Source organism: Corallococcus sp. M7 (assembly GCF_054512695.1).
In genome coordinates this window covers 6,208,721-6,224,277 of the sequence record NZ_CM137252.1, presented here as the reverse complement: position 1 = coordinate 6,224,277, position 15,557 = coordinate 6,208,721, and the positions used below count along the sequence as shown (strand labels likewise).

The following is a 15,557-nucleotide window of genomic DNA, read 5'->3' as shown; positions in this document are numbered from 1 at the left end:
TCAGCGCCTCGGAGGACGGGGCGCGGGCGGCTCGGCGTGGCGCGGATCCTCGGGCCACGAGTGCCGGGGGTACTTGCGGCACAGCTCCTTGCGGATCGCCGGGTAGTGACGCTCCCAGAAGCCCGCCAGGTCCGTGGTCACCTGGACGGCGCGCATGTTGGGAGCCAGCAGGTGCAGCACCAGCGGCACTCGGCCCGCGCCCACGCTGGGCCCTTGCGCCATCCCGAAGAAGTCCTGCAGCCGTGACTCCACCCAGGGTGGCTTGTTGGGCTCGTAGTGCACCTTCACGCCGCGCCCGCCGGGCAGGGTGACGCGCTCGGGAGCGTGGTTCGCCAGCAGGCGCTGCTGCTCGGAGGTGAGCCGCGCGTAGAGCGCATCCAGCAGCGACACGCCCTCCAGGTCGGAGAAGCTGCGCGCGCCCACGCACAGGGACGCCAGCGCGTCGCGCATGAAGCTCGCATCCACGGTGGGGAAGCCCGCCTCGGGGAACGCCTTGCCCAGCAGCTCCACGCGGGTGCGCCACTGCTCCAGTGCCTCGGGTTCCGCGAAGCGCTCCGGGTCCGCGGCCAGCGCGGCCTCGGCCAGCACGCGAGCGGCCTCCTCGGACGGTGGCGCGGGCGTGCGCGTCTCCTCCAGCACCAGGTTTCCGTAGGCCAGCCGGGTGAGGCGCTCCACGCGGCGCGAGTCCGCGTTCCACTGGAGGGTGTCCACCTCCTCCAGCGCCTCCGGGTAGAGGTCCAGCAGCCACTCGGCCTCCACGGTGCTGGCGAGCCGCACGACGGCGCCGCGGCCCGGGCGCTCCTCCGCGTCCACGGCGACCATCAGGTCCGCGTCCTGGACGACGCTGAACTCGGACAGGCTGGTGGTGCCGCCGCCGAACATGAGCAGCTCCGGAGAGCGGGGACGCCGCCTGCGGGCCACTCGGTCCGGGTAGCCCGCGAGCACGCTGAGCATCAGCGCCTGCTCCACGTCCTCGGGGCGGCCGGGACGCGAGCCCTGTTCCCGCACCGCGCGCCGCAGCTGCTTCTGCACGCGCTCCACGGACTGCACCGCGCCCGCGTCCAGTGACAGCGACTGCATGCGGCCAGAGGCGAAGCCCGAACGACCGGCCTCACGGAAGCGCTCCAGGAGCTCCAGCAGGTCGGAAGGCCCGCTGACGAGCGCGGACGCCCGGCCCCCGCCCCCCAGGTTCGCGCGGGCCTCGCGGCGGATGTCGCGTTCACCCATGAGGGCCGCGAGCACGGCGGCATCCCCACCCACGCCCCGGCGCTCGCCCTCGACGATGACGCGCGCCTGGCGCGGGTGGACGGGGAAGCGCAGGAGCCGCTGACCCACGTCCGTCACGTTGCCCTTCGCGTCCACCGCGCCCAGCCGGCGCAGCAAGGTCTCCGCGGCCTCCAGGGCCGGGGCAGGGGGCGGCTCGAAGAACGGGAACGCCGTCAGGTCCTTCACGCCCGACGCGCGCAGCGAGAGCACCGTTTCGGCCAGGTCGGTGCGGCGGATTTCCGGGGCCTCCTGATCAGGCCGGCCGTCGAAGTCGTGCTGGGTGTAGAGGCGCACACAGTGCCCGGCGCGGGTGCGGCCCGCGCGGCCGGCGCGCTGCACGGCGGAGGCCCGGCTCACCTTGCCCAGCTTGAGCTGTGGCAGCCCGGACCAGGGTGAGTGGGACGCCACGCGAGCCAGCCCACTGTCGATGACCACCGCGACACCGTCGATGGTCACGGACGTCTCCGCGACGTTGGTGGACAGGATGATCTTCCGGCGCGAGCTGCGGCGCACGGCGCGGTCCTGCTCCGCCGGAGAGAGGTCGCCGTGGAGAGGGAGCACGTCGGCGTCGTGGCGCTCGGCGAACTCCGCGCAGGTGTCGCGGGCGCGGCGGATCTCCCCGGCACCGGGAAGGAAGACGAGCACGTCGCCGTCGACGCCCTGGGTGAACAGGCGCTTGAGCGCGGAGAGCACCTGCTGATCCAGGTGCCGCTCATCCGGGGCGGCGAGGTATTCGACGCTGACGTCGAAGCGGCGGCCCTCGGAGCGCAGGGACGGGGCGCCGCCCAGGTACGCGCGGACGGGCTCGGCCTCCAGGGTCGCGGACATCACCACGAGCTTGAGGTCGGGGCGCGCCGTCTCCTGCAGCCGCCGCAGGAGCGCGAGCGAGATGTCCGCGGACAGGTGCCGCTCATGGAACTCATCGAGCACCACGATGCCCACGTCGCGCAGGGTGGGGTCGGTGAGCAGGCGGCGCCCGAGCACGCCCTCGGTGACGAATGACATGCGCGTCTTGGGCCCGCGGACGTCCTCGAAGCGGACCTGGTAGCCGACGGTCTCGCCCACGCGCTCGCCAATCTCCTCGGACACGCGCTGAGCGGCGAGCCGGGTGGGCAGCCGCCGGGGCTGGAGGACGACGATCTCCTTGCCCGCGCCCAGCCCTGCCTCCAGCAGCGCACGGGGAACGCGGGTCGTCTTGCCCGCGCCAGGAGGCGCCTCCAGCACGAGCGACCGCGAGCTCCGGAGCGTGGAGACGATGTCTGGCAGGAGGGGATCGATGGGAAGGGCGACGTCCGCCATGTCCGGGTTCCTCTTCACGGCGGGGGACTCACCGCGCGTCGGGTCTCAAGGCGTGCCAGCCTCGGACGGGTCGGTCTTCTTGCGTCGCTTGGGGCGCACGGCCTCCGGAGCACCCGCGGCCGGAGCGTCAGCAGGAGCGTCGGCCTGCGCGGGCTCGGCGGCCGGAGCGGCGTTCTTAGGGGGCCGGCCCCGCCGTGCGGGACGCGGCGCGACGGGAGCCTCCGGGGCGACGGGTTCGGCGGCAGCGGCGGTCTCCTCGGAGCCAGCTTCCGAAGCCTGGGGCTCGGAGTCGCCAGCCTCCGCCACGGTCTCCTCCAGGGGCGCCTGGGCCTCCGTCTCGTCGGGAGCCGCCTCCATCCCGTCTTCCCCGGAAGCCTCCTCGTTCCCCTCGAATGCCTCCTCCTGGCCGGCGTCGCCCTCCTCACCGAAGAGGTCCGAAGCCCCGTCCTCGGCGGAGAGCGCGAGCGACTTGCCCGCGCGCTTCCGGGGCTTGAGGGTGAGGCCCGCGGCCTCGAAGACCCCGGGCACGGGAACGAGCGCGGCCTCGGCGAGCAGCCGTCCCTGCCGCAGCGCCACGTCCAGGCGCCGGCCCAGCGACACCAGCGCCTCGCGCAGGGCCGCCTCCTGTTCCGGGGGCAGGGGAGTGGGGGACAGGCTCGCGGTCCACGCGGCGAACGTCGCGGCGACCTGATCCACGACGGGGCGGACCATGGCCATGTCGTCGCGGGAGAAGATGCGGGTGACGTAGGCGCTCTTGAGCCGCCGCTCGTACGACGTGGCGTACTCGTTGACCAGCTCCAGCGGAGCCCGGCGCAACTGCGGGAACTTGAGGTGGGGGAAGAGGGCCTCGATGACGGGGGCGCGGCTGCTCGCAGTGAAGGTGATGCCGGCGTGCAGCTTCTCCAGCGCATCCACCCAGCGGCCCTGCTGATCGAACGAGAACTCCTCGCGGGCCTCGTCGAGCTCCGGCAGGTCCTTCACCTGTTCCAGCAGGCCGCCCGCGGGCTCACGGGCCTCGCGCAGGCGCTCCAGCGCGGAGGCCAGCCACTGCTTCTCGGCCTCCAGCCCCGGCCTGCCGACGACCATCTCCTCCGCCGTGGCGAGTCGGGCCTCGAAGGCCTCGGCGAAGCGGATCAGCTCATAGGATTCGAGCGTGGACGACATGCGTGAACGACTCCTCGGAGGGGCGGCGGAGATACCACACCTTCACCGGCCGACGAGCAGGGCCTCCATGGCTCCGGGGGCGGAGAAATCCGCGAAGGCCCACTCGGCGCCGGCGTCAAGCAGCGCCTGGGCCGTGAAGTTGCCCGTGCCCACGCCAATCGTCTCCGCGCCAATGCCCTTGGCGGCCGCGACGTCCTTCGGCGTGTCACCGATGATCACCACCCGGCACACCTCCAGCGGCTGTCCCAGTTGCGCCGCGCCGGCCTGCGCGCCGTGACGGATGAGCGCCACGCGGTCCTCGAAGTCGCAGCCAAACCCGCCGAAGGCGAACTGGTCGTGGATGTTCACGCGGTCCAGCTTCACCTTGGCGCCCGCGCGCACGTTGCCGGTGCCCAGGCCCACCGCGAAGCCCGACCGCGAGCGGGCCTCCATCACGGCCTCACGCATGCCCGGGTGCAGCCGGTACTCGCGCGCATCGACCTTGGGGACCTCCAGTCCCAGGTGGGCGACGTACGCGTCGATGACCGCGCTGATGGTGTCCTCGGTGTCGGGCTGGCCGATGATGCCCAGCCCCTTGCGGACGATGGCCCGGTCCGTCATGCCGGACATGCTGAAGCCGTCGCACGCGTCGCGCCGCCGGTGGAGCTGTTCGAAGGCCAGGCCCATGGCACGGCGGCCGGCACCGCCAGTGGTGACGAGGGTGCCATCGATATCGAAAAGGAGGACGGTGGGGCGCATGGCCTCCCATCTAACGGAAGGTCCCGCCCGACGCGAGCCCCGAGCAGTCCACCAGGGTGGCCGCCCCCACCATGCCCGGCGACCCGCTCAGGGCTCCGCGAGCGTGAGGCCCTGTTGAAGCGCTTCACGCACCTGGGGAACGTCCTCCAGGGGAAGCCGCTCCTCCAGCACCTCGCGCACCCGCTGACCGCCCAGCCGTCCAAGCGCCTGGGCGACGGCCTCACGCAGCCGCAGGTCGCGGTCCTCCAAGCGGGCCTGCAATGTCTTCACGGCCTCGAACCCCAGCCGCTGGCTCAGCGCGGCCGCGGCCTGTGAGCGGACATCCGAAGGCCGGTGTGGATCCTCCAGCATCGCCTGGAGCGTCTGTCCCGCCTCGGGCGACTCCACGCGGGCCAGCGCCGTCACGGCCCGCATCCGCTGCGCATCCGGGACGCTCGTGTCCTCCGCCAGCGCCGCGAGCACGGGCACGACCTCCGGCCCGAACCTGCGCCACGCCGTCTCGGGCGCCACGGTCGGTTGAGAGAGCAGCCCCAGGGCCTCCGTGCGCAGCGGCGCGGGAACGGCGGCGGACGCGGAAGCCGCGGCCGGGGCCTTCGCGGGGACGGGAGCCGCTTCGGACACGGGCCCCATGCCCGCGAGCAAGGCGAGACCGGCCAGCGCCACCCATCGCGAGGAGGCGGAACGGGACGGGACCGGCGAGGGACGAACTCCGCGGGGGCGGGACGGCTGGCTCGGCATGCGGGGCTCCCGGTGGGGAAGGGGAGCCCCGTTATACGACGGCTGCCGGTCCGGACTCGATAACGCTAAGGTCGGTCCACCATGGCCGGACGCGTCTTCTTCTTCCTCCAACACGCCACGTACGAGCCCGCCTATCAGGCGGCCTCCATGGGCATCACCGCCGCCGCGATGGGCGACGACGTCTACTTCGTCTTCGCCTTCGAGGCCTTGCGCCAGCTGGTCCGCGGCGGCTTCGGCCTGGCGCACAGCGAGCGGGAGCGCACCGAGGCGGCCCGGGCCGAAGGGCTCAATGTCCCCACTCCGGCCCGCATGCTGGAGGAGGCGCGCGCCCTGGGGGCGAAGCTCGTGGCCTGCGACACCACGGTGCGCATCTGTGGCCTGTCGCCCCAGGAACTGCACGGCACGCTGGACGAGGTCATGGGCCTGGCCTCCATCTGGAGGCTGACGGACGGCGCGCGCGTCCTCACGCTCTGAGCGGACACCCGAGCCGGTCTCCACCCTCCGGAAGGAGGCGGATGTCCGACAGGAGAACCGGACTCGCCCTCGCGGATCGCCTGTCGTTGCAACTTGGCAGCATTACCTGAATGGAGCCTGCCTGCCGCGCGTCGCTGTAGCCTCGGTGGGCGTCCACGCGTTACGCTGGGGCATTCGCAGTTCGTTGTTCCCCCCTGGAAGGAATCCTCAAAGCCTATGCGCGCAAAGTCGACCCCCCTGAGCGCACTGCTGGCCGGCACCCTCGGTGTTGCCGTGATGGCCGGCTGTCAGACCTATGACTTCGAGCCGGTGGATCCGCTCGCGATCGCCCAGACGACGAAGGAGACGGTGATCACCGCTCGCAAGAGCAAGCCGGACGTGATGCTCCTCGTGGACATCTCCGGCTCGATGACGAAGCCGGTCAACCCGGATCTGGTCGTCGGCGGCTCTCGCGTGTGTGACCTGACCCAGGATGGCTTTGTCTTCACCTGTGGTGAGAAGTTCCCCTGCGACACGTCGAAGTGCCCCACTCGCTGGTCCGAGCTTCAGGGCGCCATGGGCCCGTTCCTCGCGGAGAGCGGCAAACTGGTCCGCTTCGGCCTGACGACCTACCCGGCGCCGCCCGTCCTGGCACCGGGGCAGCAGAACCCGACCGTGACCCAGCAGTGCGCGCCTGCCGCCAGCCTGGAGGACGGGAGCGTCCGCGCCCAGATCCCGGTGTCTCTGGATTCGGATGAGGATCTCCAGGCTTACGCGAACGATGTAAACGCCAAGTTGCAAGCCATCCCCAACGGTGGCGAGGGCCGGCCCCAAGGCGGTACGCCGACGTCCGCGAGCCTGCAGTTCACCAGCACGCTGTTGAGGGCCAACGCCGAGGATCGCGAACAGATCATCATCCTGCTGACCGACGGTTTGCCCAACTGCAACGACAAGAACCAGAACAATGGCACCAGCGCGGAGTGCGGTTGCACGGTCGAACCGGCGTCGCTTTGCACGGACTCGCAAAGCCCGTACTTCCAGCGCGGCTGCCTGGACAAGGCCGCCTCGGTGACTGCGGTGTCGGCGCTGAAGGCGAACAAGATCTCCACCATCGTCATCGGCTTCGGCGCGGAGACGTCGGCGGGTGCCGGCCCCGGCGTCCTCAATGAGATGGCGCGTGCGGGCGGCTTCGCGCGCACATGCAAGGCCAGCGTCGACTGCGGAGCGGGTGACACCTGTGACGTCAGCACCGGCTTTTGCGGCCGCTCCTTCTACCAGGCGGGCAATCGCGACGAACTGGCGTCCGCGCTGAAGGCCATCAGCGAGGCGATCCAGCCGGGCGAGCCGTGCTTCACTCCGCTCGAGCCGAGCCAGCTGCCCTCCGACGAGAAGCTCATCGTCGTCTACATCGACGGCGAGCGCACGCTGGCGGGCCCCGACACCTGGTCGCTGGAGCAGGGCGGCGTGCGGTTCACGGGCAGCGCCTGCGCGAAGCTGGAGTCGTCGCGTCCGGAGGACCCGGTCAGCGTCGAAGTGCGCGCCATCCGCCAGCTCTAGGCTGGCAGGCAGGCGGAGGCGGCTTTACGCGGGCGGAGGCGAGGATTATAGGGTCCTCGCCGGGCCGGTCGCCTCCGCCATGAAAATCACTGTCCTCTCGCGCTCCGCTTCCATCTCGTCCACGCGGCGGATCGTCGAAGCTGGCCGCGCGAGGGGACACCGGGTCCGCGTGCTCAACCCGCTCCGGGTGCAGATGCATCTGGACGGGGGCAGCCAGGCGACCCTCTTCTACGACCGCAAGAAGCTCACGCCCACCGACGTCGTCATCCCGCGCATCGCCCTGTCCATCAGCACCTACGGGCTCGCGGTGGTGAACCAGTTCGGTCTGGCGCGCGTGCCCCTGGTGAACCACGCCCAGGCCATCGCGCAGTCGCGCAACAAGATGCGCGCGCTCCAGCTCCTGTCCGCGAACGGCATCGACATCCCCGCCACGGTGATGGCCCGGGACGCGGCCCACCTCAAGGAGATGGTCGGCCTGGTGGGCGGGGTGCCCGTGCTGGTGAAGCTCCTCCAGGGCCAGGAGAAGCACGGCGTGATGGTCTGCGAGAGCCTCCAGTCGTTGGAGGCCGCGCTCGAGGCGGTGCTCGGCCTGGGACACAACCTCGTCATGCAGGAGTACGTGCGGAGCACCGGCCAGGACGTGCGCGTGCTCGTGGTGGGCGGTGAGGCCATCGCCTGCGTGCTGCGCAAGCCGCGCCCCGGGCGCCTCTCGCACACGCTGAACCGGGGCGCCCGCCTGGAAGCCCTGCCGCTGTCTCCCGGCCATCGCGCCACGGCGGAGAAGGTCGCCCGGCTCGTGGGCCTGGAGGTGGCCGCGGTGGACATCCTGGATGTCCAGGGGCACCCCAAGGTCTTCGAGGTGAACAGCTCGCCCGCGCTCCTGGAGATGGAGGCCGCGACGGGCCTGGACCTGGCCACGCCCATCATCCAGCGGGCGGAGGCGCTCGTCGCCGGCGCCGCTCCCGTCTGGACCGCGGCCCTGGAGACGCCCCAGGCCCTGCCCCCGCCGCCGGGACGCAAGGGCGCGGTGAAGGTGAACGCGCCTCGGAGTTAGAAGAGAAAGCGCTCCCCGCGCGTCCGAAGCCCCGGTATACGAACGCCGCCTTCCTGGAGACACCCATGCCCAGCACCCGCCGCCTCCCGACCCTGGCCCCCCTGCTGCTGACGCTCGTCGGCGCGCCGGTGCTGGCCCAGGACGTGGACCCCGCCACCCTCTACGAAGTCACCACCGAGGGGACGTCGACGCAGGTGAAGGCGGGAGGGCAGGGCACCTTCGTGCTCGCCATCAAGTCGAAGCCCGGCGCCCACGTCTCCGACGAGGCCCCGCTGAAGCTGGAGCTGACGGGCAAGCAGCTGACGCCCGCCCAGAAGACGCTGACCCGCGAACAGTCGGTGGCGAAGAAGGCGGACGGCCAGCAGTTCGTGGATCCGCGCTTCGAGGTCCCCTTCACCGCGGTGTCCGCCGGCAAGGGCACGCTGGACGCGACGCTGACCTTCTTCATCTGCACGGAGAAGATCTGCGCCCGTCAGAAAAAGACCTTCTCGCTGCCCGTGGAGGTCCAGTAGCCCCCATGCGCGAGCGCTCCCCCAAGCCTTCTATCGGTGACCGCGGCGGCCACGAAGCCCCGCGCTACGTCCATGGCGTCAACCCCGTGCTGGAGGCCCTGCGCGCCCACCCCGACGCGGTGGAGCGCCTCTTCATCGTCGACGGGCAGGTCGGCGCCAAGGCCGCGGGCGAGCTGCTCAGCCGAGCGCGTGACGCGGGCGTCCGGGTGGAGAAGGTCGGCCGCGAGCGGCTGACCTCCATGGCCGAGGGCGGCGTGCACCAGGGCGTCGTCGCCGAACTGCGCGGCTTCCAGTACGTCGAACTGGAGGACGTGCTGGACGCGGCGAAGGCGAAGAAGCAGCCCGCGCTCGTCGTCGTCCTCGACGGCATCCAGGACCCGCACAACCTGGGCGCCATCATCCGCTCGGCCCACGCGCTCGGGGCCCACGGCGTCGTCCTGGCCAAGGACCGCGCCGTACAGGTGACGGGCACGGTGGCCAAGGCGTCCGCGGGCGCCGTCGAGTACTGCCCCATCGCGCGCGTCACCAACATCTCCCGCGCCCTGGAGCAGCTGAAGGAAGCGGGCCTCTGGGTCGCGGCCGCGGACGTGGAGGGCGCCGAGCCTCTGTGGAGCGCCCGCCTGGACGGGCCCCTGGCGCTGGTGGTGGGGGCCGAGGGGGCGGGCGTGAGGGAAGGCGTCCTCAAGCACTGCGACTTCCGCCTCCGGATTCCCATGGGCGGTCAGGTCGGTTCATTGAATGCGTCGGTTTCCGCCGCGATTCTGCTATACGAAGTCGCCCGTCAGCGGGGCCGTCCTTCCCGCTAACGACCCCGGATCAATCTCCTTGACTTGGAGAGTGGGGGCTTCTAAAAGGTCGCGCCTCTCAAGTCGCTGCCGAGGGGTTGACGGTCCGCTCGGGATGAGGTAGGGCGGGGCAGTTGCTGGATGGATGCCGGTGTAGCTCAGTCGGTAGAGCAACTGATTTGTAATCAGTAGGTCGCGGGTTCAAATCCCGCCGCCGGCCAGGTAGGACGGGCCGCGGAAAAGGGCCCGAGACGCAGCAAGATGGTGTAGGGAGCAGCACGCAGCACCACAAGCGAATATCTGGAGAGATGCCCGAGCGGCCAAAGGGAGCAGACTGTAAATCTGCCGGCTCTACGCCTACGGTGGTTCGAATCCACCTCTCTCCACTCGGCAATGCGGGAATAGCTCAGTTGGTAGAGCGTCAGCCTTCCAAGCTGAATGTCGTGGGTTCGAATCCCATTTCCCGCTCCAACCGTTGTAGTGAATCGCCAAGCCCTGATAGCTCAGTTGGCAGAGCGCATCCTTGGTAAGGATGAGGTCACCAGTTCAATCCTGGTTCAGGGCTCCATTTTTCGAGGAGTGTCATGTCCAAGGAAAAGTTCGATCGCAGCCTGCCCCACGTGAACATCGGAACGATTGGGCACGTGGACCACGGCAAGACGTCGCTGACCGCCGCCATCACCAAGGTGCTGGCGAAGACCGGTGGCGCCACGTTCCTGGCGTACGACCAGATTGACAAGGCGCCGGAAGAGCGCGAGCGCGGCATCACCATCTCCACGGCGCACGTGGAGTACAAGACGAAGAATCGTCACTACGCGCACGTCGACTGCCCGGGGCACGCCGACTACGTGAAGAACATGATCACGGGCGCGGCGCAGATGGACGGCGCCATCCTGGTGGTTTCGGCGGCGGACGGCCCGATGCCCCAGACGCGTGAGCACATCCTGCTGGCGCGCCAGGTCGGCGTTCCCTACATCGTGGTCTTCCTGAACAAGGTGGACCTGCTGGACGACCCGGAGCTGCGCGAGCTCGTGGAGATGGAAGTCCGCGACCTGCTCAAGAAGTACGAGTTCCCCGGGGACACCATCCCCATCGTCCCCGGCTCCGCGGTGAAGGCGCTGGAGGGTGACACCAGCGACATCGGCGAGCCGGCCATCCTGAAGCTGATGGAGGCGGTGGACAGCTACATCCCGACGCCGCAGCGCGCGACGGACAAGCCCTTCCTGATGCCGGTGGAAGACGTCTTCTCCATCGCCGGCCGCGGTACGGTGGCCACGGGCCGCGTCGAGCGTGGCGTCATCAAGGTGGGCGAGGAAGTTGAAGTCGTGGGCCTGCGCGCGACGCAGAAGACGGTCGTGACGGGCGTCGAGATGTTCCGCAAGCTGCTGGACGAGGGCCGCGCGGGCGACAACATCGGCGCGCTGGTCCGTGGCCTCAAGCGCGAGGACATGGAGCGCGGCCAGGTGCTGGCGAAGCCGGGCAGCATCACGCCGCACACGAAGTTCAAGGCGCAGATTTACGTGCTGTCGAAGGAAGAGGGCGGCCGCCACACCCCGTTCTTCAAGGGGTACCGTCCGCAGTTCTACTTCCGCACCACGGACGTGACGGGCACGGTGAAGCTGCCGGACAACGTCGAGATGGTCATGCCGGGCGACAACATCGCCATCGAGGTGGAGCTCATCACCCCGGTCGCGATGGAGAAGGAGCTCCGGTTCGCCGTCCGCGAGGGTGGCCGTACGGTGGGCGCCGGCGTCGTTGCGGAGATCATCGCCTAGTCGGCTTCCCGCCGACCGGCTTTCACGGGCACTGAGTTGCGGAGGGGAGGGCTGCTTTTGTAGCCTTCCCTTCTCGCATCTGGTGAAATGAACCATGCCTAAGGGTAACCGTTCCATCATCTCGCTCGAGTGCACCACGTGCAAAGAGCGGAACTACACGACCACGAAGAACAAGCGGAAGAGCCAGGACAAGCTCGAGCTGAGCAAGTTCTGCCCTCGCTGCCGCAAGCACACGGACCACAAGGAAGGCAAGGTCTAGGTCGTTCGTTCCATGAAGGTTTAGGCCAGTAGCTCCAACGGTAGAGCAGCGGTCTCCAAATCCGCGTGTTGGGGGTTCGAATCCCTCCTGGCCTGCCAGCTTCAGTACAGGGACCCCCGGTACCGAGCGGTGCCGGGGGTCCCTGCCTTTTCGCAGTCCCGCTTCCGCAGTCCCTCGTGAGGCACCATGGCGACGGCATCTGAGGCCAGCCAGCAGGCTAACCGCTCGGGCATCGACCCCAAGCGGCTCGTGGTCATCTTCTATCTCGTCGCCGGCATCGTCCTGGCCCTCTTCCTGGAGCACGTCTTCGGGTTGCTGTGGAGCCGGTTCGGCTGGAGCGACGCGGAGCTCTTCGAAGGCCTCGGCTGGCGCGTGTCGACCCTGGTGGGCTACGCGGCCGGCCTGGCCGTGGTGCTGGCGGCCTACTTCCACCCCCGCACGCACGCCCTCTCCATCGACGTGGCGTCCGAGTTGATGAAGGTCACCTGGCCTACCTGGTCGGAGACCCGTGCATCGACCATGGCCGTGGTCGTCGCCTCGCTGGTGGCGGCCGTTCTGCTCTTCTGCATCGACACCGTCGCCTACAACTTGATGGTGGAGTGGCTGCCTGCCCTGTGGGGGAAGCTGTAATGGCGAAGAAATGGTTCACGGTCCAGACCTACTCGAACTACGAGAACCAGGCGAAGAAGAACCTGGAAGAGCAGGTGCGCCTCAAGGGCCTGCAGGACCAGGATCTGATTGGTGAGATCCTCATCCCCATGGAGCAGGTCGTGGAGATGGTGAACGGCGAGAAGAAGACCACCCGCCGCAAGCTGTTTCCGGGCTACATCTTCGTCCAGATGGAGCTCAACGACATCACCGTCCACCTGGTGAAGAACACCTCCAAGGTGACGGGGTTCCCGGGCGTCGGCCAGAACGAGCAGCCCCGGCCCATGTCGGACCGCGAGGTCGAGCGCCTCACCGCGCAGGTCACCGAGGGCGCCCACAAGGCCAAGCCCAAGGTCCAGTTCGAGACCAGCGACACGGTGCGCGTCATCGACGGTCCGTTCGCCAACTTCAATGGCACCGTGGAAGAGGTCAACCCGGAGAAGGGCCGCGTGCGCGTGCTCGTCAGCATCTTCGGCCGTGCGACCCCCGTGGAGCTCGACTTCATGCAGGTGGAGAAGACCACCGGCTAGTTTCACAAGTCTTCCGCGCCCGGGTGACGGGCGCGGATCAACGGGTGGGAGGGCCGTCCCGTCTGGCGGCCCGTCGGAACCACCCTCTCGAAAGGCAGCAGTCCGCCGATGAAGAAGGTCACAGGTCAGGTCAAGTTGCAGATCCCCGCCGGCAAGGCGAACCCCGCCCCGCCGATTGGTCCCGCGCTCGGTCAGCAGGGCGTGAACATCATGGAGTTCTGCAAGCAGTTCAACGCCAAGACGCAGGCGGAGGCCAAGGAGGGTCTGATCATCCCGGTGATCATCACCGTGTATCAGGACCGCTCCTTCACCTTCATCCTGAAGACCCCTCCCGCCGCCATCCTCATCAAGAAGGCCGCGGGTCTCCACACGGAGAAGAAGAAGGGTTCGGGCGCGAAGAAGCCGGGCAAGGAGAAGGTGGGGCAGATCACCCGTAAGCAGCTCGAGGAGATCGCCAACAAGAAGATCCAGGACACCACCGCCGCGTCCATCGAAGCCTGCATGAACACCATTGCTGGCACCGCGCGCTCCATGGGCATCGACGTCGTCGGCTAGCCCGCCCCCTCTCTCAAGGATTCTTGCAATGGCTAACTCCGGAAAGAAGTTCCGCGCGTCCAACGAGCTGGTGGACCGCAACAAGCGATACCCCGTCGCCGAGGGTTTCGCGCTGCTGAAGAAGACGGTCGATGCCCGCGCGACGAAGTACGACCAGACGGTCGACGTCGCCATCAACCTCGGCGTGGACCCGAAGCACGCGGACCAGATGGTCCGTGGCGCCGTGGTGCTCCCGCACGGTACCGGCGCCACCGTGCGCGTGGCCGTGTTCGCCAAGGGTGAGCGCGCCACCGAGGCTGCCAACGCCGGCGCGGACATCGTCGGCGCCGAGGACCTCCAGAAGCGCATCGAGGAGGGTTTCCTCGACTTCGACACCGTCATCGCGACGCCCGACATGATGGGTATCGTCGGTCGCCTCGGTAAGGTGCTCGGTCCCCGCGGCCTCATGCCGAACCCGAAGGTCGGCACCGTGACCATGGACGTCGCCAAGGCCATCCGCGACTCCAAGGGCGGTAAGGTGGACTTCCGCGCTGAGAAGGCGGGCATCGTCCACGCCAAGATGGGCAAGGCCTCCTTCGCCGCGGACAAGCTCGAGGCGAACTTCAACGCGCTGGTGGACCTGGTGATGAAGCTCAAGCCGGCCACCGCCAAGGGCGTGTACCTGAAGGGCATCGCCATCTCGACGACCATGGGGCCGGGCATCAAGCTCGACACCCAGGAAATCCTGGCGCGTCACCGCTAATCGCGGTGTCAGGACGGGCAGGGAAGGGTGCGCTCCCTGACGGGGAGCGTCAGTCCCATCGCCCGGAGAACGTCACTCAGATAGAAAGTGCTGGATCTTTGCGAAAGCCGGGGGTATAGGCCCCCGGCTTTTGCAATTGGAGCGCCATGTCGAGAGACGCGGCGTTCCGACCTGGTTCATGACAGCAGGGACCTGGATTGGGGAAGACGCGTCCGTTGGGAACCGGGCAACCGGTCGGGCCGTCCATCCGCTCCTGGTTCAAACGACCGCAAGGTCAGCCCTGCCGAGACTGGAGGTGCGGTGTGGTGCCTCTCGGAGGCTCCTCTCTCGCTCTGCCACTTTGGCCCAGGCATCACGCCCGACCGTCAAGTCGGGCCATGAAGGAGGTGAGTCAAGGTGCTGAAGAGCGAGAAGGAAGAGATGATCAAGGAGCTTCACGAGAAGTTTGCGCGGACCAAGACCGCGGTGCTCGTGGAGTCCTCCAAGGTGAACGTCGAGACCGTCACCAAGCTGCGTCGCAAGTTCCGCGAGGGCAAGGTCGAGTACAAGGTCATCAAGAACACGCTGGCGCGCCGTGCCGCTCAGGGTACGACCGTCTCCGCGATTTCTGATGACTTCACTGGTCCCGTGGCGCTGTGCATCAGCTACGACGACGAGGTGGCTCCTGCGAAGATCCTGATGGATTTCATCAAGGACATGGAGACCATCAAGGTCCGTAGCGCCGTCGTCGCCGGTAACAAGGTCGACGCCAACGGCGTGAAGGCACTGGCGAAGCTGCCGGGCCTCAATGAGCTGCGCGGGATGTTGCTCGGCATGCTCAACCAGCCTGCAGGCAAGCTGGTCCGGACCATCGCGGCCCCCGGGTCGCAGCTCGCGCGCGTCATCCAGGCGCACGCGGACAAGGCGCAGGGGCAGTAATCGTCCCGAGAAGTTTTTCTACCGCAACCTCTTCGGCCGAGCCGCCCAAATGGGTCGCCGGCCGTTAGTCAACCAGAAGGAACAGTTCCATGGCCGATTTGAACGCGATTGCTGAAGAACTCTCGAAGCTCACCGTCCTCGAGGCGGGCGAGCTCGTGAAGCTGCTGGAGAACAAGTGGGGCGTGTCCGCCGCCGCCGTTGCGGTTTCCGCGGGCCCCGCCGCCGCCGCCGCCGCTCCTGTCGAGGAGAAGACGGAGTTCAACGTGGTGCTGGCGAACGCCGGCGCCAACAAGATCAACGTCATCAAGGAGATCCGCGCGATCACCGGCCTGGGCCTGAAGGAGGCCAAGGACCTGGTCGAGGGCGCGCCCAAGACGGTCAAGGAAGGCGTCAACAAGGACGACGCCAAGAAGATCAAGGACCAGCTCACCGCGGCTGGCGCCACCGTCGAGATCAAGTAGTTCTGTACAGGGGCTGCCCTGTTCTTCCGGGAAATCCCGGGTAGCCGCCTGATCGGATGAGCAGGCCGGCGCTCCCTATGCTGGGGCGCCGGCTTTGCCCATT

General features: G+C 68.6%; 17 protein-coding genes and 5 tRNA genes. 18 read left to right on the top strand and 4 right to left on the bottom strand.

Annotation, left to right across the window (positions count from 1 at the left end):
* The 4 genes from hrpB to ACX114_RS24935 form a co-directional block, all read right to left on the bottom strand.
* Complete coding sequence (gene hrpB / locus ACX114_RS24950; protein WP_459288452.1) at positions 1-2,565, bottom strand: ATP-dependent helicase HrpB; 2,565 nt, start codon at positions 2,563-2,565, stop codon at positions 1-3.
* A 45-nt stretch (positions 2,566-2,610) separates the two neighbouring features.
* Positions 2,611-3,729, bottom strand: coding sequence for a hypothetical protein (locus tag ACX114_RS24945; protein ID WP_459288450.1), 1,119 nt, complete (start codon positions 3,727-3,729; stop codon positions 2,611-2,613).
* 42 nt (positions 3,730-3,771) lie between these two features.
* Complete coding sequence (locus ACX114_RS24940; RefSeq protein ID WP_459288448.1) at positions 3,772-4,467, bottom strand: HAD family hydrolase; 696 nt, start codon at positions 4,465-4,467, stop codon at positions 3,772-3,774.
* Positions 4,468-4,554: 87 nt separating this feature from the next.
* The gene (locus ACX114_RS24935; RefSeq protein WP_459288447.1) at positions 4,555-5,130 is read right to left on the bottom strand and encodes a HEAT repeat domain-containing protein; all 576 of its coding nucleotides are present in this window, start codon (positions 5,128-5,130) and stop codon (positions 4,555-4,557) included.
* 156 nt (positions 5,131-5,286) lie between these two features.
* Between ACX114_RS24935 and ACX114_RS24930 the strand changes: the two genes are divergently transcribed.
* The 18 genes from ACX114_RS24930 (at position 5,287) to rplL (ending at position 15,454) form a co-directional block, all read left to right on the top strand.
* Positions 5,287-5,679, top strand: coding sequence for a DsrE family protein (locus ACX114_RS24930; protein WP_120587537.1), 393 nt, complete (start codon positions 5,287-5,289; stop codon positions 5,677-5,679).
* Positions 5,680-5,895: 216 nt separating this feature from the next.
* On the top strand, positions 5,896-7,215 hold the full coding sequence (gene cglB, locus ACX114_RS24925; protein WP_459288445.1) for an adventurous gliding motility lipoprotein CglB: 1,320 nt from the start codon (positions 5,896-5,898) through the stop codon (positions 7,213-7,215).
* Positions 7,216-7,294: 79 nt separating this feature from the next.
* On the top strand, positions 7,295-8,269 hold the full coding sequence (locus tag ACX114_RS24920) for an ATP-grasp domain-containing protein (protein ID WP_459288443.1): 975 nt from the start codon (positions 7,295-7,297) through the stop codon (positions 8,267-8,269).
* 65 nt (positions 8,270-8,334) lie between these two features.
* On the top strand, positions 8,335-8,781 hold the full coding sequence (locus ACX114_RS24915) for a hypothetical protein (RefSeq protein ID WP_014397775.1): 447 nt from the start codon (positions 8,335-8,337) through the stop codon (positions 8,779-8,781).
* Positions 8,782-8,786: 5 nt separating this feature from the next.
* Positions 8,787-9,587, top strand: coding sequence for a 23S rRNA (guanosine(2251)-2'-O)-methyltransferase RlmB (rlmB, locus tag ACX114_RS24910; protein WP_459288441.1), 801 nt, complete (start codon positions 8,787-8,789; stop codon positions 9,585-9,587).
* Positions 9,588-9,713: 126 nt separating this feature from the next.
* A tRNA-Thr gene (locus ACX114_RS24905) sits at positions 9,714-9,786 on the top strand.
* 82 nt (positions 9,787-9,868) lie between these two features.
* Positions 9,869-9,952 (top strand) — tRNA-Tyr (locus ACX114_RS24900).
* 9 nt (positions 9,953-9,961) lie between these two features.
* Positions 9,962-10,037 (top strand) — tRNA-Gly (locus ACX114_RS24895).
* 21 nt (positions 10,038-10,058) lie between these two features.
* Positions 10,059-10,134: transfer RNA gene (locus ACX114_RS24890), tRNA-Thr, on the top strand.
* A gap of 16 nt (positions 10,135-10,150) precedes the next feature.
* Positions 10,151-11,341, top strand: a complete 1,191-nt coding sequence (gene tuf / locus ACX114_RS24885) for an elongation factor Tu (RefSeq protein WP_143901324.1) — start codon at positions 10,151-10,153, stop codon at positions 11,339-11,341.
* Between the two features lie 94 nt (positions 11,342-11,435).
* Entirely contained in the window at positions 11,436-11,600 is a 165-nt protein-coding gene (gene rpmG, locus ACX114_RS24880) for a 50S ribosomal protein L33 (protein WP_002617522.1), read from the top strand.
* 22 nt (positions 11,601-11,622) lie between these two features.
* A tRNA-Trp gene (locus ACX114_RS24875) sits at positions 11,623-11,698 on the top strand.
* Between the two features lie 88 nt (positions 11,699-11,786).
* Positions 11,787-12,230, top strand: coding sequence for a preprotein translocase subunit SecE (gene secE / locus ACX114_RS24870; protein ID WP_427298440.1), 444 nt, complete (start codon positions 11,787-11,789; stop codon positions 12,228-12,230).
* A complete protein-coding gene (nusG, locus tag ACX114_RS24865; RefSeq protein WP_120526763.1) occupies positions 12,230-12,778 on the top strand; it encodes a transcription termination/antitermination protein NusG in 549 nt (182 codons plus the stop codon). The genes secE and nusG overlap by 1 nt, the downstream gene beginning before the upstream one ends.
* 108 nt (positions 12,779-12,886) lie before the next feature.
* Positions 12,887-13,333, top strand: coding sequence for a 50S ribosomal protein L11 (gene rplK, locus ACX114_RS24860; protein WP_120596209.1), 447 nt, complete (start codon positions 12,887-12,889; stop codon positions 13,331-13,333).
* 28 nt (positions 13,334-13,361) lie between these two features.
* Positions 13,362-14,075 (top strand): 50S ribosomal protein L1, encoded by a 714-nt coding sequence (gene rplA / locus ACX114_RS24855; RefSeq protein WP_459288436.1) that lies wholly within the window; start codon positions 13,362-13,364, stop codon positions 14,073-14,075.
* 396 nt (positions 14,076-14,471) lie between these two features.
* Positions 14,472-14,993 carry a 50S ribosomal protein L10 gene (gene rplJ / locus ACX114_RS24850; protein WP_014397769.1) on the top strand — a complete coding sequence of 174 codons (522 nt, stop codon included), beginning with the start codon at positions 14,472-14,474 and terminating at the stop codon, positions 14,991-14,993.
* 89 nt (positions 14,994-15,082) lie between these two features.
* A complete protein-coding gene (gene rplL / locus ACX114_RS24845; protein WP_459288434.1) occupies positions 15,083-15,454 on the top strand; it encodes a 50S ribosomal protein L7/L12 in 372 nt (123 codons plus the stop codon).
* The last annotated feature ends 103 nt before the right edge of the window (positions 15,455-15,557 follow it).